The organism is Domibacillus sp. PGB-M46 (genome assembly GCF_022668875.1).
GTDB lineage: Bacteria > Bacillota > Bacilli > Bacillales > Domibacillaceae > Domibacillus.
In genome coordinates this window covers 348,757-372,695 of record NZ_JAKGCR010000001.1, presented here as the reverse complement: position 1 = coordinate 372,695, position 23,939 = coordinate 348,757, and the positions used below count along the sequence as shown (strand labels likewise).

The following is a 23,939-nucleotide window of genomic DNA, read 5'->3' as shown; positions in this document are numbered from 1 at the left end:
AAAGGTGTTTCGATTCATTAAGATGAAAGTGTCAAATGAATATACGCGGATGACGGCTGAGGGAGAGTGCATACATGCCGCCGACGGAGCAAGTTTCAAAAGCCTTGAAACGAATCTCTCAGGTACAAGGACCTCAATCGGACGCAACTCTGGAGAGAGCATGGCGCATAGTCATGCCACCAAAGGGGAAAATCCAGCTTGGATTAAGCTCTCAGGTAAACGGACAGAGAAAAGGATCACACCTTTTCTCTGTCTTTTTTTTGGACCAAAATGATCAATGGGGGTGCTTGCAGGATGGAATGGAAGAAAACACCGCTTTTTGCTGAATACAAAAAGTACGGCGCCAAAGTTATTGATTTCGGCGGCTGGGCACTGCCCGTGCAGTTTTCAGGTATATTGGCCGAGCATAAGGCGGTAAGAAGCCATGCCGGGCTGTTCGATGTATCGCACATGGGAGAAGTACTTGTAGAAGGCCGAGGAGCGGAAAAGTATTTAAACCGCCTTCTCACCAATGATGTGACGCTGCTTCAGGCAGGGGGCGCCCAATATACCGCCATGTGCTATGAAGACGGCGGCACAGTCGATGATTTGCTTGTGTATAAGAAGTCAGATGAAGCCTTTATGCTCGTGATAAACGCCGCCAACATCGAGAAAGACATCCAGTGGATGAAGCAGCATCCCGCAGAAGAAGTGACTATGACCAATCTATCAGACGAAACGGCGCTTCTGGCTGTGCAGGGGCCTGCTGCGGCCCAAGTGCTTCAGCCGCTTACGGACACGGATCTTTCCGCTATCCGCCCGTTTCATTTTGTAGATTCCGCTTCTGTAGGCGGTGTGGAAGGCGTGCTTATCTCCCGCACCGGCTATACAGGGGAAGACGGGTTTGAATTGTATGTGCCGGCAGAAGGAGCCGTTTCCCTCTGGCAGCGGCTGGCCGGGGAAGGAGTTCCTTTATGCGGTCTTGGTGCGCGGGATACGCTGCGCTTAGAAGCACGGCTTCCGCTTTATGGCCAGGAGCTGACAAAAGAAATCAGCCCGCTTGAAGCAGGCATCGGCTTTGCTGTTAAAACAGCGAAAGAAGCGGCATTTATCGGACAGGAAGCGTTGAAAAAACAAAAGGAAACGGGACTTTTGCGCAAAACCGTCGGGATCCAAATGATTGACCGGGGCATCCCGAGAACCGGGTATCGCATTTTATCTGAAATGGGCGAGCCGATAGGGGTTGTTACATCCGGCACCCATTCGCCAACGTTTCAAAAGCCGATCGGCCTCGCGCTTGTTCAGTCAGGTTTTTCAGGTCTTGGCACTAAATTTTTCGTAGAGATCCGCGGGAAAAGAGCAGAAGCCTTCGTTGTCCAAACGCCATTTTATAAAAGGGAGAGAAACGCATGACATCCACATTCCGCTACTTGCCTGATACAGACCAGGACCGCAAAGAGATGCTGTCGTTTTTAAACGTTTCATCTATAGACGAACTATTTTCTGATATGCCAGCGTCCATCCGCCTCGACGGGGAGCTTGCCATTCCGGATGCACTGCCGGAGCCGGCTCTATGGAAGAAGATGAAAAACATGGCGAGCAAAAATGTGGAGCTGCCTTTGTTTCTTGGAGCGGGTACCTATGATCATTACATTCCGAGTGTGGTCGGCCATATGATCTCCCGTTCGGAATTTTACACCGCATATACCCCATACCAGCCGGAAATTTCCCAGGGTGAGCTGCAGGCTATTTTTGAATTTCAAACAATGGTATGTGAGCTGACAGGAATGGATGTAGCCAATTCATCGATGTATGACGGCTTTACCGCTCTTGCAGAAGCCGCATCACTCGCAGTGGGGCATACGAAAAGAGGGAAAGTGGTTGTGTCCCGCGCCGTTCATCCGGAATCCCGCGCTATTTTGCAAACGGTGGCAGCCGGTCCGGGCTATGTGGCAGAGGAAGCCGCTCTTTCCAAAGACATAACGGATCTCGACGCGCTGGGCAAACAAGTGGATGGCGACACAGCTGCGGTTATTGTACAATACCCAAACTTTTTCGGATCGATTGAAGATTTACAGGAAGTAAAAAGGATCACAAAAGCGCACGGTGCCCTTCTGATTGTGAGTGCCAACCCGCTGGCGCTCGGCCTGCTCGAGGCACCGGGCCGGCTTGGGGCCGATATTGTTGTCGGCGATATGCAGCCGCTTGGTATTCCGATGGCGTTCGGCGGTCCGCATTGCGGCTACTTTGCCGTTACAAAGCCATTGATGCGCAAAGTACCGGGCCGGATCGTCGGCCAGACAACCGATGAAAATGGAAACCGCGGTTTCGTCCTGACGCTTCAGGCTCGCGAGCAGCATATCCGCCGTGAAAAAGCGATGTCCAACATTTGCTCGAACCAGGCGCTGAACGCGCTGGCCTCGGCTGTTTGTATGGCAGCCCTTGGCAAAACCGGCCTGCGGGAGATGGCTGTCTTAAATCTGGAAAAAGCTGATTATGCCTGTAAGCTGCTGCAGCAAAAAGGCTTTTCCGTCCTTAATCAGTCACCCTTTTTCAATGAATTTGTCGTCAAGCTGCCGAAGCCCGTTGCGGGCGTTCAAGACGCACTGATTGAAGCGGGATTTATCGGCGGCTTTGACTTAGGACTAGACTATGGGGATCCGAACGGGATGCTGGTCGCAGTGACCGAGCAGCGGACAAAGGAAGAGATTGAGGCATTTATTCATGCGCTGGAGGGGATTGTGCAATGACTACCTACACAGATCTTATTTTCGAAATCAGCCGGCCGGGACGCATCGGCTGCAGCCTGCCGGAACGCGATGTAGACGCGGTAAACCTGTCGGAGAAGCTGCCCGCACATCTTATTCGTAGAGAAGCACCGGAACTGCCGGAAGTTTCAGAGCTGCAACTGGTTCGCCATTATACGTCCCTGTCGAATAAGAATCATGGTGTGGACAACGGCTTTTACCCGCTGGGCTCCTGTACGATGAAGTACAATCCGAAAATCAACGAAGATGTAGCAAAGCTTGACGGCTTCGGCCGCATTCATCCATACCAGCCGGAAGCAACCGTGCAGGGAGCGCTTGAGCTTTTGTATGAGCTGCAGGAGGATCTGGCCGTGATCACCGGCATGGATGCTGTCACGCTCCAGCCGTCTGCCGGTGCCCAAGGAGAGTGGGCGGGACTGATGATGGTAAAAGCGTACCATAAGCAAAGGGGAGAAAAGCGGACGAAGGTACTTGTGCCGGATTCTGCTCACGGCACGAACCCGGCCAGTGCAACCGTTGCCGGCTTCCGCACGGTGACCATTCCGTCTAACAAACATGGCCTTGTCGATGTGGAAGAGCTGAAAAAGCATGTGGATGATGACACCGCAGCCCTAATGCTGACGAATCCGAACACACTCGGCCTGTTTGAAAAGGACATTGTCGAAATTGCCCGTGTGATTCACGAAGCGGGCGGCCTGCTTTATTATGACGGAGCCAATGCAAATGCGATTTTAGGCAAGACGACGCCAGGGGAAATGGGGTTCGATATCGTCCATCTAAATCTTCATAAAACCTTTACAACACCGCACGGCGGAGGAGGCCCGGGTGCAGGCCCGGTCGGCGTGAAAGAAAAGCTTATTCCTTTTCTCCCGGTACCGCGTGTGGAGAAAAGAAACGGCCGCTTCCTGTTGAATAGGGAGGAGCCTTTGTCCATTGGGCGGGTGAAAGGCTACTACGGCAACTTCGGTATCCTCGTGCGTGCGTATACGTATATTCGGACGATGGGACCAGACGGGCTGCGCCAGGTATCGGAAAGTGCGGTGCTGCATGCCAACTACTTGCGTAAAAAGCTGGAACCATACTTTATCTCGCCGTACGAGCAGGTCAGCAAGCACGAGTTTGTCTTATCGGGTTCCAAGCAGAAAAAGCTTGGTGTCCGGACACTTGATATAGCGAAACGGCTGCTTGATTTCGGCTATCATCCGCCGACCATTTATTTTCCGCTTAATGTGGAGGAATGTTTGATGATTGAACCAACTGAAACAGAATCAAAGGAAACGCTGGATGCTTTCGCGGACGTGATGATTCGCATTGCACGCGAGGTAGAAGAAGATCCGGAAACGGTGCTGAATGCGCCGCATACAACGGTTATTGGCCGGCTTGATGAAGTGAAAGCAGCACGGAAGCCGGTCGTCCGCTACGAGCGGGAAACGGTTCAGTCATGAACATTGTGCTGACGGATGCCGCCCGCCGGCAGCTGCTCGCCTTCTCGCCAGCTGAAGGACATGTGCCAAGAATTGATGCGGAGATGTCAGGCGGATGCGGCGTCTCCGTCCGCTTTTCTCTTGTCTGGGAGGAACCGCGGCGAGGGGATACGGTTGTCCCGCTTGGCGATGATTTGTTTCTTTATCTGGACCGATTCACAGAAAGATATTTAGAAGAACATACTTTAATAGATTACCGTGAGACGGACGGATTTATTTTTGGAGATAGACTTGATTCAAGCTGTACAACATAAGAGGTGGCATAAGCCATCTCTTCAGGCTGTAGAAAAATTATATAGATGGCCGTTCACATGAATGAAGTGGATCGGCGGCGTCCAGGCAGCTCCGCTTTCCACGGGGCAGGCGCTGGGCCCGGCTTCGCCTGGCGGCTCCACCGGTCTCAGCTGCCCGCTAGTCCCATAGGAGTCTGCGCCGCCCTCCCGCCGCCAAGTGGGTTGCAACGAGATTGTATAGTATAGAGCTGATAAGGTCGTATCTTTCTGTTTAAAAAAGAGAAGTTTCTATTTGGTCCTTGTGTATTGATCTTCAAAACCACTTAGTGAAGCCTGCCGGACGAAGACTCCTGCGGGAAGTACAGTGAGCCGGGAGACCCCGCAGGCGCAGCCGAGGAGGCTCCTGCACTGCCCGCGGAAAGCGCAGTCCGGCAGGATTCACTTATCGGCCCTTTTTTAAAAGCGAAAGACTTTGTCCACACACTAAAGAGATGGCATAGGCCATCTCTTTTTATACTGATTTCAGAATGTCAGGTTGTTAGTCTTGCTACGGTATCTAGTTATTTATAGGTCTATCTTCCTCTTTTTTATTTTTTGAGATTGAAAACGCTTTCCATTGGATATATATATGTAGTTAACATCCTTATGAAAGAAGGTGGCTTTAATGGGGGAAAGAGCATGGCCGTTTCATTCATTTACAAGCGTTATTCAACCGAAGCAAAGTTCAGAAGATATTTACGGAAAAGAATATGTCTATTCGCCGAAACTGTTTTCGCATGATTATGAGCACTTTGGCGGCGATTTGCTTAGTTTAGAAGCGTTAACTGGACGAGAATTGAGCGTGGCTGGAGAAATGCCCGTCATCTGCCATGAAGGTGCTGTAACCCCTGGAGCCGTCCGTCTGCTTGAAAAAGCAGGACTGAGGCTGCCATCCGTTCGTTATACGTATCGCACTGATCAAGAATATGTATCTATTTTAAATAAACTGTCTTTACAAGGAAAAAAAGTTATTTTCCAATATCCACATCCCCCAGAGGACGCCCCTGCTTCTCTTTATTGGGTAGATCCGTCTATTATTGCGTATTTAAGCGATAAACGAAGTATTCCGGCACTCGTACCAGCCGAGCATGTTCCGCCAAGACGGATGGTCAGCCTAGAAGAACTGCTGGAGGATACACCTCCTATGCCATTTGTTTTGAAAACAGGAGATGGACGCCCAACCTCCGGCGGCTGCGGGGTGCTTTTAATTGAAGAAAAGCAGCAGCTTTACGAGATTAGTGAAGACTTTGGGGATTTATCTATGATTATCTTGGAAGAATTCATTGATTATGACCGTAATTTCGGTTTTCATTACGTGGCTGACCAGGACGGGCGCGTGCGTTTTTTAGGAAAATCTGAGCAGGTGGTCAATGAGGATAATTGCTTCCGTGGCAGCTGGGTCAGCACAAACGCCGAACCGTTCGAGCGTGTGGTTGAAGCAGGTCTTCGGGTAATGGAAAACATTGCAGCAACAGGCTACGTCGGAGTTGCCGGCTTTGATGTGCTGATGCGCGGTGATGATTTTTATTTTATTGACTTAAATGTTCGTTTTAACGCTTCCTCGTGCGCCCTTATGCTGCATGAAGAGGTGTTGAATGTATATGGGAAACCGACGATTCGTTTGTCTTCTCTGGAATGGGATGGACCATTTAATGAAGGGCTTGCTGTCGTCGAAAAATACATGGATCTTGAACAATTTGTGCCGCTCAGCCTGCTTGATGCTGCTTATGTAGGAGGAGCTGTCGGATCTTCTAAAGTAATTGGCCTTGTCATGGGCCGTGATGAAAGAGAAGTAGAATCGATTTTAATGCATATGGAAAAGGACCGTTTAACAAGAAGGGAATAAAATAAAAAGCTGCTCCTAGAGGGGCAGCTTTTTAAGTTAAATCATTATCTGCTATATACCTATTTAAAGAAAAAATGGTGTGTTATTTTATATTACTTTTTAATATTATTAAATTCTAGTATATAGTTAAATAGCTGTAATAAAAAAGAACTAACCTCATATACTACTTTATATAATGTAAAGAGGGAAAATATATACTTCCAAGGTCACAGTATGGCAGGAAGGGGGTTAGACAAGTGGAGCGTAAAGCTACTATTATCGCAGTCGGCAAAAGGAGCTGTTTCTATGCAGCAAAAAACAGTAAATAATTTTCAATACTTTTAATCATTTATCCATCCCATTGATAAGGTAGTTTATCAAATTCAATATAAAGAACATGCGGAGAGGAAATAATTGTCCGATATCATTGGTAAAACAATCATTATTTGTAAAATATAAATTCTTTTTCCCATTAACGGACTTCTTTTGTTATGGTACAATCATACATAATTGTTCTTTTTAAAGAACAAAAAGGAGGATGATCCTTTTATATTTTGCCCGCAGCTATTTTAAAGACTACTATTTATAAGGCTACAAACAAAGAATAGTATGATTAGAAAAGAAAAAAGAATGTAACCAGCTTGATAAACACTTCACTTATTGTTTACTAGGCACAGGTATATGAAAAGAATGATGTTCTGCCTAACGCAAGCAGACATCAGCAAAAAATGCAGAAAAACGTGATATAAAAAGGATAGTTTGAGGGTAAAAAGGATTATTCCAAAAAGTATTTTAAAAATTCAGATAAAATGGTACAATCGATGTACGAGAATAATCATAGGAGACAAAGGCAAACTTATCGAGAGGTAAGGACGCAAAGTTACAGATCCTAAAGCAATTGTGCTCGGATGGCTGTGCTGCCGGATGCGGGAGGAGAAGCTTTCATGGAAAGGCTTGATATTCGTACCGACGTTGAGGATGAATGGATTGGTCTAATGTGGGAGGCAAAACAATTAGGCTTATCGATTCAGGAAATTCGTGGATTTCTGCAAGCGGCGCAGCAGCAAGAAACGAAAGAAAGTTAACACATACAATCTGAGACCTGCACATATGATAAAAGCAGCTGCTCTAAAAGAGTCAGCTGCTTTTTTATCGGACAAGCAAGTGTACACTATTTCATTTTCTGCCGTTTTCGAAATGCAAGAAACTCTTTGAACTGCTCCTTGCTGACACCGGATTGCACGGCTTCCCGGGCCAGCGTTCTCCATTCTTCATTTAGTTCTTCTTCAATCGGCAGGCCGTGATGGTTGATTAGCTGGTGAACTGGCACCTCAAGTTCTCTGGCTATTTTTTGCAAAACTCCAATCGACGGGTTTGTTTGGATTCCCCGTTCAACAGATGAAATATAGGATGTTGTGATGCCACAGCGGCTGGCCAATTCAGTTAGGGATAATTCTTTTTTTAAACGAAAAGAACGAATGCTCTCGCCAATCGACATGTGTATCTCCTGCCTTCTTTCATATTTTGAAGCTTGATCCGTACAAAAAATGAATACTGAATCAGTTATCTAATTCATTTTACTATATATGGATTTAATTGTATAATAAGTCGGCTTATAATTAGACATTTCTTTCCTATTCATGTATTCTATTCATTTATCAATGGTTTCCACAGCTGGACATGTTCACAATGAGGTGGTTTAGTGAAAAAAGCAATGCGTATTGCCGTTTTAATTGTGATTGGTGCCGTTATTTTTAACTTCTCGTCCCAAACCTATGAGGAACAGTCCCTCGTGCCGCAGCTTGAACGGCTTCTTCCAGGAGAGCCGTTTGCCGGGATTCTTGCGCCAATCGAAGTATCATACTGGGGAACTCCTATTTCTATTGAAACAAAAGGGTACTATTATTTTCTTGAATTTTTTATTCGGAAATTTGCACACCTTTTCCTGTTTGGGTGCTTAGCCGCAGCGCTGTTTCATGTACTGGCACTGGCCCGTCCAAGACGAATTTGGCCGGTATTCTGCCTGTCTTTTGCTGGAACGGCTTTGTACGCGCTGCTCGATGAGTATCATCAGCTGTTAACAGGTGGACGGACGCCAATGTTAAAAGATGTAGGGCTTGATATGGCCGGCGCGTTCTTTGCGCTTGTTTTGTCAGCACTTCTTTATAAAATTCGAAAACGGAAAGAAAAAAACCGGCTCTCTTAACAGAGCTGATTTCAATGTGTAGATAAAGTCTTTCGCTTTTAAAAAAGAGCCGATAAGTGAAGCCTGCCGGACTTCGCGCATCCTAAGGCAGTGCGGGAGCCTCCTCGGCTGCGCCTGCGGGGTCTCCCGACTCACTGTACTTCCCGCAGGAGTCTTCGTCCGGCAGGCTTCACTAAGTGGTGTTAAAGGCCAATGAGCAGAACTGAATAGACATTTTCTCTTTTTAAACGGAAAAATACAGCCTTATTCGCTTTGTACAATTTTGGCGCCTGCCCCATGGAAAGCGGAGCTGCCTGGACGCCGCCGATCCATCCCATTTATGTGCACGGTCATCCATATCAATTGTCTACAAGCTAAAACCGGCTCCCTTAACGGAGCCGGTTTTTAAAATGCAGTTTTTAAAATGAATTTTTTTCTTCATACTCTGCACGGAGCGTATTGTAAAAGTGAGCATATGTGACGCTCATGTAAGGGGCAATCCACAAAAAGCCGATAAAAAGTGTGACAACTCCGAGCAAAATCCAGCCGATAAAGGAAAGGCCAAGAACCAATGCTTCGGCTTTATGGCCGTCCATCATCTGGCGTGATTTTGTGATCGCCTGAAGAGGAGACAGCTCCGGTTCATCACGCAAAATATAATAGGTCAGCAGGTAAGAAAAGGATTTAATAACGCCAGGCACAATGAATAGAAGAGTCCATAAAAATAAGAACAGGCCTTGAAGAATCGAGACAAGAATGCTTTTGCCAAACATCGTTTTGTATGGTTCAATCAAATGCCCGAAGCCGATTTTTTTGCCGCGTGACAGATCCACCCATGCCCATATCAGGCCAATGGAAACCGGAATCAAAAGAATGGAAAGTAACAGGATCAGCGGATCTTTCCATGTAAACTCATACTCGTCAGGATTTAAGACCAGATCAGGCGCACCGAACAAAAGGGTAGCCACTACAAAAAGGCCTATCGCTATCAGCCAGTTCCCGCGAAGAGAGTCACGTGCTTTTGCCCTTAGTTGACTGTAATACATCGGGATTCCACCTTTCTTCTTTTTTCTACGTATAGCCATGCAAAAAGTTTCATGTTGTTTGAAAAATAAGCCATTTTTTCATCTTGACCCTTGTGAAAATGTGTCGTATGTTGGAAGGCATGAAAGAAAAATCAAAAGGAGAATGTGGATTGGAAAATCGTAATTTAGTGTATCCGAAAGAAACTCTTTACTTTATTATATGCTGCCTGGTGAGTATAGGATTTTATGTGGCATTATTTTTTTCCCTGGTCCTCATCCCGATTGCGGCCGGCTTGTTTTTACTGTCTTTATTTTTTCACGCTGTAATGATCGGTTCTATTCGGGGGAATGGCGTAAAAGTAAGCAAAGAGCAATTTCCCGACGTATACGAGCGAATTGATGCATTGTCGCTTGAGATGCGGGTGCCAAGAACTCCCGATGTGTATATTATCCAGTCGGAAGGAGCGTTAAATGCCTTTGCCACACGCTTTTTCGGCAGGGACGTTGTTGTCCTTTATTCAGAAGTGTTTGAATTGGCCCGCCAGCAGGGAGAAAAAGAGCTGGACTTCATCGTTGCACATGAGCTGGCTCATATTAAACGGCGCCATTTGTGGAAAAGCTGGCTGACACTGCCGGCTGCGTGGGTTCCATTTTTAAGCAATGCCTACTCGCGTGCAGCGGAATATACGTGTGACCGCTATGCTGCCCATTTTATTGAAGATGGTGAAGCTGCCAAGCGCGCCTTAACGATTTTAGGCGTTGGAAAAATATTGTACACTGAAGTCAATGAAGAAGCGTACGTGAAACAAATCAAACAGGAAACAAATCCATTCGTCTGGCTGGCCGAGAAGCTTTCCACGCATCCGGCACTGCCGAAGCGAATCCAGCAGGTCGGCCAGTTTTTGCGCCTGCCGACAGCAACGGATTACCGTACCCCAAAAGGAAAAATTATTGTGGGTGTTGGTGTGCTTACAGCTGCCAGTATTGCTTTAGCGGCTGGAGGAGCGTATGCGGTTGAGAAAATCGATACATCCAGCTGGTTTTCCGATCTGGCAGAAGAAGCCCTTATGGAAGAAGATATAGCAGCAGATGGAGAAGTGACGGGTGAGACGGATGTGATGCTTGCAGCCCTGTCAGGGGATACCTCTTCTCTCGAGCGCCTGATCGACGAAGGGGCAGACATTCATGCATTAAACAGTAACGGTGAAACAGCGCTTCATTATGCGACTGGCAACGGACAGCTTGAGACGGCTGAAATGCTTTTGGAAGCAGGGGCAGACCCGACTACAGAGGATAATGCAGCTTATACACCGCTTTGGAACGCTTATAGTATGGGGGATTCCGACATGGCCCGCCTGCTGATCCGATATGGAGCAGATCCAAACCAGGAAGACATGTATGGAGACACAGTGCGGGAAGTAGCGGAAAGTGATGAAAACGACGTCTTCTTAACAATCTTTGACGAGGAAAAGCCGGATGCCAGCCTTGTTAATTGATGCAGACGGCTGTCCAGTTGTAGACCGGGCCTGCCAGGCTGCAAATGAATATGGCCTGCCGGTTGTGTTGATTTGTGACACTTCTCATGAAATGACCCGGCCTGGCGCAGAAACGATTATCGTTTCAAAGGGAGCGGACGCGGTTGATTTTGTGCTGGTGAACCGGGTTCAAAAAGGAGATGTGGTGGTCACACAGGATTATGGCCTGGCTGCTATGGTGCTGGCCCGCCAAGGATATGCGATTGACCAGAATGGACGTGAATACACGCCGGAGAATATCGATCAGCTTCTGCTCAGCCGCCATACAGCGAAAAAAATCCGCCAGGCGGGCGGGCGGTTAAAAGGTCCTTCGAAAAGACAGGAAAAAGACAATGAACGCTTTTCGAACGGACTAGCTCTTCTTCTCCAGCGTATTATGAGCAAATAAAAAGCAGCGGGTCTCTGAACCGCTGCTTTTATTTATTCATCCGCTTGTTTTTTCCACTTTTGAAATTCTAAGAATTCCCGGAACTGCTCTTTGCTGATGCCCGATTCCATTGCTTCTTTCGCCAGGTGTACCCACTCCGCATCGATCGACACAGAGGACTGGTGCGGCTCAGTAATCAGAGACTCCACTGATACGTCCAGAACTGCCGCAATTTTCGACAAAAATTGGATAGAGGGATTCATCTGCAAGCCCCGCTCTACCGAAGAAAGATATGACTTTGCTACGGCTGCCCGCAAGGCCAGTTCGGTCAGGGAAAGCTTTTTTTCCATGCGTAACTTTCGGATACGTTCTCCAATCGACATCCTATCACCCTTATTCGTGTTTTCCTCTTTATTTTTAAATAGTATCAAAGAATTCGCTTCAATTATACAGATGAACAAAAAAAAGCATAAAATTTAGTTAATGGGAAGGGAGTGCTGCTTATCAGAAGCGGAGAATAGTCACAAAAAGAGCCGCGCCGGTTTAGTTTGCGGCTGCGGCTAGTTTTCGCTTATAGACCATTTTAGACAGGGACACACTCACCTCATACAGCAGGATAAGCGGAATAATAACCAGGACGTCTGATAAAAAGTCAGGCGGTGTAATTAAAATCGAGACGACAATCAGGGCAAAGTACGCAAACTTGCGTGTTTTTTGCAGGTTATATGGATTTAAAATGCCCAGACTTGTTAAAAACATCATAACGACTGGCATTTCAAATAAAACGCCAAATGGCAATGTCATATGAAGCAGAAATTTAAAATATTTTTCAGTTGTAAAAAAAGTGGCAAACAAGTCGCCTGACAGTGACATTAAAAACGACAGGACAATAGGAAACAAAACGAAATAACCGAACGACAGGCCGGCTATAAACAAGAAAAACAGTGCCGGAACATAAGTAACGGTTACTTTTCTCTCGATTGGTGAAAGTGCAGGCCGGACAAACAGCCATGTTTGATGGGCTGCGACCGGTATGGTTGCTGCACCGGCTATAACGGCTGCGATCATCACATACACCATAATGATGTCACTGGGACCGAGCAGCGCAAGCTTAAACGGGAGATCTTTTACAATGTACGCGTAAATGTCCTGAACAAATGTAAAGGATACAATGAAAAAAACGAGAAAGGCGGCAACAGTAATAATAAGCCTTTTGCGCATTTCTTCAAAATGCTCAAGTGCTTTCATATTTTGATTTTCCACGATAGGACCTCCAAAAAAAGCCGCCCCGCAGCAGGCGGGGACAGCCGAAATGGTTAAACCAATGTTTTTTCTTTTTTCTTTTCCGTTTTTTCTTCGTCATCCGAGACAAGTTCACGGGTAGACTTTTTAAATTCTTTCAGCGTCGAGCCGAATGCACGGCCAATTTCCGGGAGCTTAGACGGTCCGAAAATAATTAATGCGATGACAAGGATTAAAATTAATCCGGGTACTCCGATATTTTGCAGCATAAAACATCCTCCTTAATATTTAAATCCAGTAATCGCGACAACAGATGGGCGCGGCTGGTTATCGCCTTTACGGTGTGGCCACATGCTCGTTGGATTGTTGATGTCTTCTGTTTCTTCGCCTGGGTGCTGAACAGCAAGGAACAGCGTTGTTTCATCGTCTGTAAAGCAAGGCCCTGTTAATTCTGCGTCAATTGGCGCGGATGCAAACTGGTAGGCTTCGCCCATTGCTGCCCCGCTTGTTGGAATAACGAAGACGCCGTTATTTTTAAATGTTTCAAAAACACCTTTGTTCATTGAACCTGAAGACATATCTGTTACAGTCCAAAGGTTGCCTTCGCTGTCGAATGTTAAGTTATCTGGCGCGCTGAACCCGCTCTGGCGTCCACCGCAAGCGAAAATTTCAAAGTCGAATGTCAATGAACCAAGATCATCGTTTGTTTCAAGGAAACGGGTAATGTGACCATGAATATTGCCGTGTTTTGCATTGTTTGTGTGTGCAATAAATACAGACTTGTCAAACGGGCTGATTTCCACATCTTCTGGACGGTCTGTAGGTGTTGCTCCCAAAAGGATCGCTGCATCATGAGCATGAACGAGGACGTCAGCCTGCGTCTGGAATTTAGCAAGAATATCTGCATTTCCTTTTGCAGCCGCCCGGACTGCTTCAATGGTTAAAGCAACCCAAGTTCCTTTGCCCAGGTTTGCTGCATACAGTGTACCTTCTTCAAGCAAGTCAGAATTTGCTTGCTTGCGAGATTCAACATATTTGTTTTTACTAATGAATTTGTATACACACGCATCTTGTTTGTCGTCACCCATATAAACGACGATACGTCCGTCATTTGTTAAGCCCATTGCCGCGTTTTCATGGTGGAAACGGCCAAGCGCAGTATGCTTGCGCGGTGCGAAGTTTGGATCAAATGGGTCTACCTCAAGGATCCAGCCGTAATGCGTTTCATTTAAAGAAGCGGCCTCTGACGTGGATTCATAGTTTTCTTCTGCAGACAAAACCGTGTTCCAAAGTGTTTTTCCGCCGGAGCAGTTTGCAAATGTGCCCTGGACAATGTCTACACCGCCAACTGCTTTTGATCCGCGGGCAGGGCCTGTTAAACGGAATGGTGTCAATCCGGAAATCCGGCGGGCATATTTTGATGACGTATCCATTTTCCAGACGCCGTCTTCATCCTGGCGAATTTCAATAATGGAACCGCCTTGGTTATATAAAAGCTTTTGAATTTGGGAAGCAGAATATTTGCCGTTTACCGGAGCACCTGTTACCCACAGATCACTTATGTATTCATGGTTAACCCATAAAAGTCCGTGCTGATTTGAGTTGTTGATTGGGAAAAACACGGTAAAGTCATTGTTGTAGCCGAATGTATCGCCAGATTTATTAATAACGTCTCCGTAAGATGCAATTACATCGTATTTATAGCCGCGTGGCAGAACAAGCTCGTCTTTTCCGGATGCTTCAATTGGTGTGAACTTTACGCCCGACACTTTTTTCTTGCGTCCGAACAAATGAGAAGCTGCTTTTGTCCCTTCTGCCTGTGTTTTCGGCGCGAATGCACCCAATCCGGCAGATGCAACGGTTAAAGCGGTAACCCCTGTACCAACATATGTTAAAAATTTTCGTCTGTTTAAGTCTTGCGACATACCTGAACCCACCTTTATGTATTTTTGTTCCCCAGAGTTATGGTAGTAAAAAAGTATGAAGTGAATGTAGAAAATTTGTGTGAATTATGTAAAAGATTATTAAGTTTGTAAAAAAACTTGAAACCATTTCCTTCTTCGGTTCGTAGAAAGAAACAAAGAGGTGATCGATAAATGAAAGTATTTATTGGATCTATTATTGTGCTTCTTCTGATTGGGGCAGGCATTTGGCTTATGTTATCGCCCATGTTTAACAAAGTCGGGGAAACAGCAGACAAAGTAAAGAACAGGTTAAAGGAGGAAGAACATGGAGAAACTGACACCGAAAAAGAGAAGTAAGGGCCCAAGTAGGAAGGTATTGGGTGGTTCGCTTGTTGCTTTAGCACTTATTCTCGGTTTAGCTCTTTTATCGATGTTTATTGAAAAAATTCCAAATGGCTATGTAGGGGTTGTGTACAGCCCGAACGGCGGTGTGCAGGAGGATACACTAGGGCAGGGATGGCATGTTGTCGGCTTATTCGATAAAGTGACGATTTATCCGGTCCGCATGCAGACTGTGAACTATAAAGATATACAAGTAGCAACATCTGACGGCAAAAGCGTAACCGTTGATTTTGCCTACAACTACAGCATCCAGCCGGATAAAGTAGTAGACGTGTTTAACCAGTTCGGCCCGATTGAAGTAGAGCAGATTGAAGATTCGTATTTGCGTACGCGCTTATGGGATGCAGGCCGAAAAGGCATTGCCAAATACTCGGTTATTGACACATATGGGGAGAAGTCATCGGAAGCGGCGGTAAATGTACAAACGCTGTTTGCGGAAGATATTAAAGATTTAGGATTTGTTGTTGATAATATGACATTAGGTGTACCAAAGCCGGATAAATCCACCCAGGCGGCGATTGACAAACGGGTAGAAGCCGCCCAGGAGCTTGAAAGAAAACAAATCGAGCTGAAAATAGCGGAAGCGGAAGCGCAGAAAAAGAAAATTGAAGCGCAGGGTATTGCCGAGTACAACCAAATTATTAAAGCGTCCATTTCACAGGAAGTCATTCAAAACAAATGGATTGAAAAATGGGACGGTGTGATGCCGAAAGCAACCGGATCAAACCAGTTAATTTCCATCCCGCTGGATGAAGCAGCCTCCAGCCAGCCATAAGCCAAAAGGGTCTTACTGTTTATAGTAAGACCCTTTTTTTGAAAAATCGTTCATGGTTTTTGCTTTCTTTTATGGTAAAATTGTCTAGTGAAAACAAGTGAAGAGAGCTGGAGGACAGAAAAAATGAAAAAATGGTTAATGCTGCTCACGGCGTTGTTTGTAGTCATTGGTATCATGCAGCCTGCTCAGGCCGCGGCAGAAACGGCTTTTTATACAAAATCCGCGGTTGCACACACAGATGGAACCACTACACCGGTTTATGCACTGAATGAGCCGATGACCCTTCAAATTGACTGGGTGTACAGTGGGGAAGAGCCTGCTCTGTACAAAGTGCCGACTCCTTTTTACATTAGTAAGGACGGGGAAGAGCCGCTGAAAACATCGTCTGGAGAAACGGTTGGAACATTGAAGATGAACGCCGCGGACAATACCGCTATCGCTGTGCTGGAGGAAGATGTACAGTCAGGTGCAAAAGGAACCGCTAAAGTTCCAGTTGTATTCAAGGAAGACAAGCTGGCGAAAATAGGCGCCTACGGTGTAGCTTTTCCGACCGGCGAACAGCTTTCCTTTACGATTACGGAGGAAGCAGGAGGAGCCATCAAAATGGTGGCGCTGGATGCCAAGTCAAAAGAAAAGCTGGCTGGTGCTTCGTTCACGATTGTAAACGAGGGAGGAAAAGTAGTTGCTTCACTCAAAACGAATTCAGCGGGGGAAGCATCGGTGCCTAATCTGCCGTTCGGTACATACACGGTCACTCAAACAGCAGCACCCGATGGCTATGCGGTTCCGCTAGAGCCCTGGAAGCTGGATTTGAACACCGTCCTTGTGACAAAAGAAATTATGCATGAAAAGTCTACAGGATTAACGGGAGCTTTAAACATTACAGCTGTTGAGAAAGGAACGGCTGTACCGATTGCCGGAGCTGAATTTGAGCTCAAAACGGAAAATGGCCTTTATTCAAAAAAAGTGGTGACGGATGAGAAAGGAAAAGCTTCGCTAACCGGTCTTTCTTATGGCACTTATAAAATGACCCAAACAAAAACAGACAGTGACTACGTGCTGCCGACGGAGTCCTGGACAGTGACGATCGGCCGTCAGACACCGGTAGAACAAAAAGTGGAAAACAGCCTCGTGAATGCTTATGGCGCCTTAAAGGTTACGCTGACAGATGCTTCATCCGGGGCGGAGCTTAAGGGAGCGGAATTTTCTCTTTATGATGAGGAAAAGGAGCTCGTTTCCAAGGTTGTGACAGATGACAACGGAGTTGCTTCTTTTACAAGTTTAAAAGCGGGAAGCTATAAACTGGAAGAAACGGATGCACCAGATGGTTACACTCGCTCAACGGGCCAAACAGATGTCACGATCAAAAGCGGTGAAACAGTGGATGTAGAAATGGAGAATACAAAAATCGCGAAGGCTTCTTCCACAACAACCTCTGTAAAAACAAAAGCAGCCGGAACCGGAACGCTTCCACAAACCGGAGATGAATCAGATGCTCTGTATCTGTTTGCCGGCGTACTGCTTGCAGCGGGGGCCTGGCTGCTAATGAGAAAAGGAAAACGTGCGTGAAGATAAGACAGGTTATCGGCGTGCTTTGTATTCTGACAGCGATTGTGCTGATCGGGGCTCCTTTTTTAAAGTATGAACTGCTTGAAGCCAAATCGAGCCATGTAACGGCTCAATCACTGACACCGGAAAAAATCGAGCAAAACAACAAGAAGCCTGCAGAGTTCGATATGGAATCCATTGAACCGCCTTCTGTTATGGATACAGTCGTAAAGGAAGCCAAAGCAGACGAGGAATCGGTTGTCGGCCAAATCCGGATTCCTGCAGTAAACATGGATTTGCCCATTTTAAAAGGGACGACGAACGAAAATTTAATGGCCGGCGCCACAACGATGCGGGAAAATCAATGGATGGGCGTTGGCAATTATCCGCTTGCCGGGCATCACATGAATCGGGAAGATCTCCTGTTTAGCCCTGTTTTGAAGGTGAAAAAAGGCGATCTCATTTATGTAACAGATTTAACGTATGAATATACGTACAGCGTCACCAAAATAGAAGTGGTCCATGAAAGCAGGACAGATGTGATAGAGAATACAATTGAACCGAACATCACACTCGTCACTTGCTATAATTCTGACGATCGTACAAAGCGGTTTATCGTAACCGGAGAACTAAAGGAAACCCATGAATATAAAAAATAAAGGCGCCTTTTATAGGTGCCTTTATTTTTTTTGAGCGAAGAGAACAAAATAGTAAATTTTATGATCAAATGTTGCATTTTTCCATAAGTTCTGTATTATTTATGTTAGTACAGTTAATACGGTTTGGGGAAAAAGGAGGACGGCGATGTTTACGATTGACACGAGAAGCCGTGTGCCGATATACGAGCAGCTTACAGAAAAAATAAAAGAATTAATCATTCGCGAGGTCATGAAGGCAGATGAGCAGCTGCCTTCAGTCCGTATGCTGGCGCAGGAATTGACCATCAATCCAAATACAATCCAAAAAGCGTATCGGGAGCTTGAGCGGGAAGGATTTATTTACTCTATTCCGGGCAAAGGAAGCTTCGTATCGCCGGTTAAAAACGAAATCAATAAGGAGCGGGTGGAGATGCTGAAACACGAACTTGAACGGATCGTCGGTGAGATTTTGTACCTCGGCGTGCCGAAGGATGAAGTGATCAAGCTGATTGAAACGATACAGGAGCCGGAAAGGGGAGCAGACAAAAATGATTAAAGCGGATCATCTGTCAAAGCGGTTTGGCCGTTTTGAAGCCGTAAAGGATGTACAGATGCATGTGAAGAAAGGATCGATTTATGGGCTGCTCGGCTCCAATGGTGCGGGAAAAACGACACTGCTCAAAATGCTGTCCGGGATTATGAGAGCCGACCAGGGCAGGGCTGTCATCGAAGAAAAATCGATTTTTGAACAGCCGGAAGTGAAAAAACGGATTTTATTTATCCCGGACCAGCCATACTTTTTTCATCAAACTTCACTGTTTCAAATGGCCCGCTTTTATGCAGCGGTTTATGACCGGTGGAATGAAGAACGGTTTCAACAGCTGTATCATCATTTTAATCTGAACCCAAAAGCAAAGCTTTCACGTATGTCTAAAGGGATGCAGCGCCAGGCCGCTTTTATTTTAACGCTCTCGGCAATGCCGGATGCGCTTATTTTGGACGAGCCTTTTGACGGGCTGGACCCGGTTGTGCGCCAGCAGGTTAAAAATCTCCTTATTCAAGATGTCAGCAGCCGTTCTATGACGGTTCTTGTTTCCTCACACAACCTGCGGGAAATGGAAGACTTTTGTGATGCCGTCGGTGTTATGCATAAAGGAAGCCTTTTGTACGAGCGTGATTTAGAGGAGCTGAAAACCGATGTGAGCAAGCTGCAGGTGGCATTTAAAAAGATGCCGGACGAGTCGTTCATTAAAGGCATGGATGTGATGCATTATGAGAAACGGGGCCGGGTGCTGACCTGTATTATTCGCGGAAATGAGGGGGACATTGACCGGCATGTACGCTCTTATGAACCAGCCATTTACGACGTGCTGCCGTTAACACTTGAAGAAATTTTTACGTACGAAATGGGGAGTGTCGGCTATGAAATCCGGAATCTTATCGTTTAATAAAGGGCTGTTTCTGCAGCATATGCGCTCTGTGTTATGGATCGGCCTGTTTTTTCTTTTGTCACAGGTTGTTCTGCTGCCGCTTGGCATCTTTGTCATTCTTCGGGATGACTGGAGCGTAAAGCCGTTTTTAGAAGCGAACACCGGCAATGTACTGCTTGCGATTTCTTTTTCGGTTCAATATATAACGTATATGGTGTTCCCGGTTTTAGCCGGTATTGTGTTAACGAGCTACATGACCAAAAAAAGCTCATCTGATTTTATGCACAGCCTGCCGTTTAAGCGCGAAACACTGCTGACACACGTATATGCAGCGGGAGCCGCCGCTCTTGGCCTGCCTATTTTAATTAATGCTTTGATCTTGCTGGCGATACGGCCGATGGTGAAGCCGATTCACTATACAGTGGGAAATATTGCGGAATGGGCTGGTGTTTCCCTGTTTGTCGTTTTGTTTATGTTTATTACCACTGTTTTGATTGGCTTGTTTATCGGTCCGGCGATTTTGCAGGGGATCATGGCTTACGGGATCTTTGTATTGCCGGCTGCGCTTGTTTTCATGACGCTGACCAATGCCCGTTATTTTATCAACGGGCTGGCCGTAGATGCTTATGCGTCTAAAATTATGGAGGACGGTATTTTCTTAATTCGGGCCGCGAGCTATGAAACTCGCCCGTTTACCGGCACAGAGTGGGCGGTCTACCTGGTGATTGGGGCGTTCATGATAGCTGTTTCCTATTATGTATATAAAGTGCGGCCTGCCGAAGCGGTAGATGAAACGATCGTATTTCCGTTTTTCAGATGGGCATTTATTTTCGTTTTAACGTTTGCAGCGATGCTGATTGGCGGTATGTATTTTGCGGAGCTTCTTGGTGCTACATCCGGATGGATGATTGCCGGTTATGTGATCGGGGCAGCTGCCGGCTATACACTATTGCAGATGGTTGTGCAAAAGTCGCTGCGGCTTACATGGCCATGGAAGGGATTTGTTTCCTATGCCCTGCTCGTTTTGATTTTGCTGCTGCCGGGAGCGATGTTTGCCCGATCCTACGAAAAAGCAATCCCGAATGTGAATGATATTGAAAAGGTGTATATTGGCGATCAGACAGAGCCTCTTTCAGGCCTGTTTTATGAGGAAGAGCAGAACAAGCTGAAAAAAGCGGACGCTGGCTTTATGGCAGGCAGGGATTCTGTCAAGCAGGTGCGCCAGGTGCATCAGAAGCTGATTGGTATGCGAAGTGACCGAAACGGTTATACCGTCAACATTACGTATAAGATGAAAGACGGTAGCCGGGTGCTGCGTCAGTATTCTGTATCTACAACTGAAGCGGACAAAGCGACAAAGGAACTGCGAAAAAATGTCGAGTTTATTAAAGCATCGGCGCCTATTTTTGCCCTGGCACCAAAAGCGGCGGTCAATTACCTGACGGTTTATAACAATGCTGCCGAATCCCAACTGGCAAACGTCGCGGATAAGAAAGCCGTTGAAGCGATTCGCGCGGCGATTGAAAGAGATGTATTGTCAGGAGAAGCAGATATGTTCAGCGCGAACAGCCATTCAACTGTCGGATCAATCGATTTTTGGGCGGGAAAAAACAATGGCGTCAGCTTATACAGCAACGTTCATTTAGATGATGAGCATACGATTGCGGCCATCCGGAAATATGTTCCAAACGGTGAGGCATTTGCTTCTGCTTCAAGCGTTGACAAGGCATTCATTGTGAACGCAGCAAGCGATGGAGAAAAGGAAAAGCTGAATCAATTTATTTGGAACAATGAAGGCCAGGAGCCGGATTGGAGCAACATGCCGCTAAAGTACAAACAGGTAACAAGCAAGGAAGAAATCCAGCAGCTCATGAACCCGGCCTCCTTAAATAGAAATGGGGACCAGCTGCTTGTGATTAAATGGAAGGGCGGAATTAACCACGCTATTATTTCAGCAGCCGGTTTAAAATAAGAACGATAAAAGCAGCCGCGCGTTATGCGGCTGCTTTCCTTTATTGGTTTAACAAAGTTTTCCAGGATTCAGCGTGATGAACAGCAACCTGGCAGCCGCATTCATTTTCGAGTGTTTCCAGCTCTTTCTCGAAGTAGGCTGCGCTTTTTCCGGAAAACGAAATACCGCCTGCTTCCGGATTTGCAATCGTTTCCACTGCAATCGACACGTTCTTTTCGAGCGAACGGCCAAGCGCACGTTCTTTGGCCGAAACATCCATAATTTTCGCGGCACTGTCGCGGTACGCCATAATCACCGTATAATCCGTATGCTGAATCACAAATTCTGCTAATGTTGCTCCAGTAGAAGCGGACACTTCATCGTACCAAAAAGGAATATCGGCTCCGAATGTCCAGCCGCTGTCTGCTGCCCGCTTGATCAGCCTTTCGTACCGATAAACCGCCTTTTTCTGATCAGTTTTCCATTCACTGGACAAATATGGTTCAATATCAAGGTGAATACCGTCCCAATCCAGCGGACGTATCCGATCCAAAAATGTGTCCAGATCTTTCTCCGTATATTCGGGTGATCCATCGAGCGCGTGAACCCGCATACTCTGCTCGTGCGCTTTCTCAATAAAAGATTGATAGACGGAATCTGAAACAGAAGCGTCAATTTGGACATATACATCTCTTACACTTTGTTTCTCAAAGAAGGACAGCATTTCTGTTGAATCTTTGAGCGTATGGGCATTCCATATCCATGTAGCTCTTTCTTTTTTCGACAATTCGCACCCTCCCCAAAAAAACGGAATGAAGGCCAAAAGTATTCCGCCAAACACAAACATGCGCATGAAAAATCCGCCACCCTATCATGAATGTAGTTACAATGAGTATAACAAACAGGGAACTTCTTTTTCATTTGAAGGAACGATTCATTTTCCGCTGGATTCTCAACGCTTTTCCGATATAATAGAAAAGATGCATTTTCAGGTTTACACAATTCTTTTACTATAAAATATGATAGTATAAAAATCTACGAAATTGGAAGGAAAGAGGACTTTTCAACATGAAGAATGAGAAGACATTTTGGCTGCTGGCCCTGGCTTTTATTATTTGGCAGCCGGTTATTGATGTGCTCACAAGCGCATCGCTGCTGCTGCTTAACATTAGTTTAACTGTCGGTGTAATTGTCCGCGTGCTGTTTATGGCCGCTATCGTATTGATGCTGTTATGGAAAGCGCGGCGAAGCGGGCTGGCAAGGAAGTACATTCTTTATTTACTGGCCGTTGCAGCCGTCATCGCTATTAACATTGTGCTGAATATGAACGTAAAAGATCCTTATTACCTTGGGAGCGAATTAAAGTTTTTCAATAAGATTGTATACTTCCCAATCCTGTTTACGGGCTTTAGCGTTCTGTACCTTTATTTAAAGCGGGAGCAAGTGCCGTTTAAAGAAAAAACCACTTCTTATTTCTTGTACGCCTCGCTGATTATCAGTGCCGTGTTTCTTGTTTCCTTTGCAACAGGAACAAGCCTGTCGAATTACTCCCATACGAAAATCGGCTTTACCGGCTGGTTTTATGCCGGAAATGAAATTGGTGCCATCATGGCGATCATTCTTCCGGTGACGGCCCTTTACGCAATTGAGAAAACGAATCGTGTAAAAGAGTGGCGTTATTGGATTCCGTTTGTGCTGCTGGCTGTTTCGATGCAGTTTCTTGGAACGAAAGTTGGCTATGGCGGTATCGTCGTTGTGCTGCTGGCTGCTTTTTTCTCTATGCTCATTTTGCATTTCACCAAAGAGCGTTCGGGAAAAACGCGTTCCAATATGCTCATTTCGCTTGTGCTCATTGCGGTGCTCGCTGTGACAACGCCAGTTACGCCTGTGTTCCATAACATGTTTGCACACTTAAGTTTATTAAACATTGACTTCAGCAAGGAAAAAGAAAAAGAGGTTGATCCAGATACAGGTGAAGAACTGCCCGATGAAGAGCAGGACGACGAGCCTGAGATTACAAATGAACAAGTGCAAAATCTTGTATTCAGCAGCCGGGAAAAATATTTAGCTGAAATGAAAGACCAGTTTGCTGAAGCACCGGTTTCACAAAAGCTTTTCGGTATGGGATTTGCCGGAAACTATGAAGAACCAGAGCCAGGCAAAACACCGAGAATGATCGAGATGGACTTTTTTGATCTCTTTTTCTCACTTGGCATCGTCGGTTTCCTGACAATGATGTCATTGCCGCTTTACTATGCAATCCGTTTTGTGATTCACTTTGTCCGCAACATTAAACAAACCTTCACGCCGGTTAACACTATGTACGGAGTTGCCTTTATCCTTGGCATCGGGATTAGTGCAACGGCAGGGCATGTGTTAACGGCTCCTGCCGTCTCTATCTATGTAGCAGCCGTTATGGCACTGCTTATGGTGCAGGAAGGCATTATAAAAGAATAAAAGAGCAGGAAAACCGTCCCGGCATCAGCCGGGACGGTTTTTTTGAATTATAAACGTAATGTAACGATTTGTTAAAGTTTTTGTAATATTCTTGTTTTTGGGTTAAAGATCACCTATCCTTTGAATTAAAGGTTTTTATTTTATAAGGGGGC

The 23,939-nt window shown here is 46.0% G+C and carries 25 protein-coding genes and 3 riboswitches; of the genes, 17 read left to right on the top strand and 8 right to left on the bottom strand.

The genetic code is table 11. From position 1 onward, the window contains the following. Window positions 1-49: 49 nt before the first annotated feature. Window positions 50-144, top strand: a riboswitch (glycine riboswitch). Between the two features lie 3 nt (window positions 145-147). Beyond that, a riboswitch (glycine riboswitch) is annotated at window positions 148-229 on the top strand. A 65-nt stretch (window positions 230-294) separates the two neighbouring features. From gcvT to sinI, 6 genes are all read left to right on the top strand, one after another. Continuing rightward, window positions 295-1,392: a glycine cleavage system aminomethyltransferase GcvT gene (gcvT, locus tag L2D08_RS01735; RefSeq protein WP_242231985.1), complete on the top strand. Its 1,098-nt coding sequence runs from the start codon at window positions 295-297 to the stop codon at window positions 1,390-1,392. Beyond that, on the top strand, window positions 1,389-2,729 hold the full coding sequence (gcvPA, locus tag L2D08_RS01730; RefSeq protein ID WP_242231984.1) for an aminomethyl-transferring glycine dehydrogenase subunit GcvPA: 1,341 nt from the start codon (window positions 1,389-1,391) through the stop codon (window positions 2,727-2,729). Before gcvT ends, gcvPA begins: the two co-directional genes overlap by 4 nt. Then, window positions 2,726-4,192 carry an aminomethyl-transferring glycine dehydrogenase subunit GcvPB gene (gene gcvPB / locus L2D08_RS01725; RefSeq protein WP_242231983.1) on the top strand — a complete coding sequence of 489 codons (1,467 nt, stop codon included), beginning with the start codon at window positions 2,726-2,728 and terminating at the stop codon, window positions 4,190-4,192. Before gcvPA ends, gcvPB begins: the two co-directional genes overlap by 4 nt. Next, complete coding sequence (locus L2D08_RS01720; RefSeq protein ID WP_242231982.1) at window positions 4,189-4,485, top strand: iron-sulfur cluster biosynthesis family protein; 297 nt, start codon at window positions 4,189-4,191, stop codon at window positions 4,483-4,485. The genes gcvPB and L2D08_RS01720 overlap by 4 nt, the downstream gene beginning before the upstream one ends. Window positions 4,486-5,128: 643 nt before the next feature. Beyond that, entirely contained in the window at window positions 5,129-6,349 is a 1,221-nt protein-coding gene (locus L2D08_RS01715; protein WP_242231981.1) for an ATP-grasp domain-containing protein, read from the top strand. Window positions 6,350-7,167: 818 nt separating this feature from the next. Beyond that, a riboswitch (cyclic di-GMP riboswitch) is annotated at window positions 7,168-7,253 on the top strand. Window positions 7,254-7,272: 19 nt separating this feature from the next. Next, window positions 7,273-7,413, top strand: coding sequence for a DNA-binding anti-repressor SinI (gene sinI / locus L2D08_RS01710; protein ID WP_242231979.1), 141 nt, complete (start codon window positions 7,273-7,275; stop codon window positions 7,411-7,413). An 86-nt stretch (window positions 7,414-7,499) separates the two neighbouring features. On the opposite strand, the gene L2D08_RS01705 is transcribed toward sinI, so the two are convergent. Next, window positions 7,500-7,826, bottom strand: coding sequence for a helix-turn-helix domain-containing protein (locus L2D08_RS01705; protein WP_242231978.1), 327 nt, complete (start codon window positions 7,824-7,826; stop codon window positions 7,500-7,502). Window positions 7,827-8,030: 204 nt separating this feature from the next. On the opposite strand from L2D08_RS01705, the gene L2D08_RS01700 reads away from it, so the two are divergent. Continuing rightward, on the top strand, window positions 8,031-8,534 hold the full coding sequence (locus L2D08_RS01700) for a VanZ family protein (RefSeq protein WP_242231977.1): 504 nt from the start codon (window positions 8,031-8,033) through the stop codon (window positions 8,532-8,534). 182 nt (window positions 8,535-8,716) lie between these two features. On the opposite strand, the gene L2D08_RS23960 is transcribed toward L2D08_RS01700, so the two are convergent. After that, window positions 8,717-8,851 (bottom strand): hypothetical protein, encoded by a 135-nt coding sequence (locus L2D08_RS23960; RefSeq protein WP_255821770.1) that lies wholly within the window; start codon window positions 8,849-8,851, stop codon window positions 8,717-8,719. 81 nt (window positions 8,852-8,932) lie between these two features. Next, entirely contained in the window at window positions 8,933-9,559 is a 627-nt protein-coding gene (locus tag L2D08_RS01695; RefSeq protein WP_242231976.1) for a DUF975 family protein, read from the bottom strand. A 149-nt stretch (window positions 9,560-9,708) separates the two neighbouring features. On the opposite strand from L2D08_RS01695, the gene L2D08_RS01690 reads away from it, so the two are divergent. Together L2D08_RS01690 and L2D08_RS01685 are read left to right on the top strand one after the other, a co-directional pair. Continuing rightward, window positions 9,709-11,034 (top strand): M48 family metallopeptidase, encoded by a 1,326-nt coding sequence (locus L2D08_RS01690; protein WP_242231975.1) that lies wholly within the window; start codon window positions 9,709-9,711, stop codon window positions 11,032-11,034. Beyond that, complete coding sequence (locus L2D08_RS01685; RefSeq protein ID WP_242231974.1) at window positions 11,015-11,461, top strand: YaiI/YqxD family protein; 447 nt, start codon at window positions 11,015-11,017, stop codon at window positions 11,459-11,461. Before L2D08_RS01690 ends, L2D08_RS01685 begins: the two co-directional genes overlap by 20 nt. Before the next feature lie 32 nt (window positions 11,462-11,493). Here L2D08_RS01685 and L2D08_RS01680 read toward each other — a convergent pair whose 3' ends face one another. The 4 genes from L2D08_RS01680 to L2D08_RS01665 form a co-directional block, all read right to left on the bottom strand. After that, window positions 11,494-11,823 (bottom strand): helix-turn-helix domain-containing protein, encoded by a 330-nt coding sequence (locus L2D08_RS01680; RefSeq protein WP_242231973.1) that lies wholly within the window; start codon window positions 11,821-11,823, stop codon window positions 11,494-11,496. 160 nt (window positions 11,824-11,983) lie between these two features. Next, window positions 11,984-12,688, bottom strand: coding sequence for a twin-arginine translocase subunit TatC (gene tatC, locus L2D08_RS01675; RefSeq protein WP_255821789.1), 705 nt, complete (start codon window positions 12,686-12,688; stop codon window positions 11,984-11,986). A gap of 68 nt (window positions 12,689-12,756) precedes the next feature. After that, on the bottom strand, window positions 12,757-12,951 hold the full coding sequence (locus L2D08_RS01670) for a twin-arginine translocase TatA/TatE family subunit (protein WP_050179753.1): 195 nt from the start codon (window positions 12,949-12,951) through the stop codon (window positions 12,757-12,759). 12 nt (window positions 12,952-12,963) lie between these two features. Further along, window positions 12,964-14,607 carry a PhoX family protein gene (locus L2D08_RS01665; protein WP_242231971.1) on the bottom strand — a complete coding sequence of 548 codons (1,644 nt, stop codon included), beginning with the start codon at window positions 14,605-14,607 and terminating at the stop codon, window positions 12,964-12,966. 171 nt (window positions 14,608-14,778) lie between these two features. On the opposite strand from L2D08_RS01665, the gene L2D08_RS01660 reads away from it, so the two are divergent. The 7 genes from L2D08_RS01660 (at window position 14,779) to L2D08_RS01630 (ending at window position 21,351) form a co-directional block, all read left to right on the top strand. Next, window positions 14,779-14,943: a hypothetical protein gene (locus L2D08_RS01660; protein WP_242231970.1), complete on the top strand. Its 165-nt coding sequence runs from the start codon at window positions 14,779-14,781 to the stop codon at window positions 14,941-14,943. After that, window positions 14,912-15,763, top strand: a complete 852-nt coding sequence (locus L2D08_RS01655) for a prohibitin family protein (RefSeq protein WP_242231969.1) — start codon at window positions 14,912-14,914, stop codon at window positions 15,761-15,763. The genes L2D08_RS01660 and L2D08_RS01655 overlap by 32 nt, the downstream gene beginning before the upstream one ends. A gap of 123 nt (window positions 15,764-15,886) precedes the next feature. Then, window positions 15,887-17,332 carry a SpaA isopeptide-forming pilin-related protein gene (locus L2D08_RS01650; RefSeq protein ID WP_242231968.1) on the top strand — a complete coding sequence of 482 codons (1,446 nt, stop codon included), beginning with the start codon at window positions 15,887-15,889 and terminating at the stop codon, window positions 17,330-17,332. Further along, on the top strand, window positions 17,329-17,970 hold the full coding sequence (locus tag L2D08_RS01645) for a class A sortase (RefSeq protein ID WP_242231967.1): 642 nt from the start codon (window positions 17,329-17,331) through the stop codon (window positions 17,968-17,970). Before L2D08_RS01650 ends, L2D08_RS01645 begins: the two co-directional genes overlap by 4 nt. Before the next feature lie 145 nt (window positions 17,971-18,115). Further along, window positions 18,116-18,505, top strand: coding sequence for a GntR family transcriptional regulator (locus tag L2D08_RS01640; protein WP_242231966.1), 390 nt, complete (start codon window positions 18,116-18,118; stop codon window positions 18,503-18,505). Next, window positions 18,498-19,397: an ABC transporter ATP-binding protein gene (locus tag L2D08_RS01635; RefSeq protein ID WP_242231965.1), complete on the top strand. Its 900-nt coding sequence runs from the start codon at window positions 18,498-18,500 to the stop codon at window positions 19,395-19,397. The genes L2D08_RS01640 and L2D08_RS01635 overlap by 8 nt, the downstream gene beginning before the upstream one ends. Beyond that, the gene (locus L2D08_RS01630) at window positions 19,372-21,351 is read left to right on the top strand and encodes an ABC transporter permease (protein WP_242231964.1); all 1,980 of its coding nucleotides are present in this window, start codon (window positions 19,372-19,374) and stop codon (window positions 21,349-21,351) included. The genes L2D08_RS01635 and L2D08_RS01630 overlap by 26 nt, the downstream gene beginning before the upstream one ends. Before the next feature lie 40 nt (window positions 21,352-21,391). Here L2D08_RS01630 and L2D08_RS01625 read toward each other — a convergent pair whose 3' ends face one another. Next, window positions 21,392-22,117, bottom strand: coding sequence for a hypothetical protein (locus tag L2D08_RS01625; protein ID WP_242231963.1), 726 nt, complete (start codon window positions 22,115-22,117; stop codon window positions 21,392-21,394). A gap of 281 nt (window positions 22,118-22,398) precedes the next feature. Between L2D08_RS01625 and L2D08_RS01620 the strand changes: the two genes are divergently transcribed. Then, a complete protein-coding gene (locus L2D08_RS01620; protein WP_242231962.1) occupies window positions 22,399-23,787 on the top strand; it encodes an O-antigen ligase family protein in 1,389 nt (462 codons plus the stop codon). The last annotated feature ends 152 nt before the right edge of the window (window positions 23,788-23,939 follow it).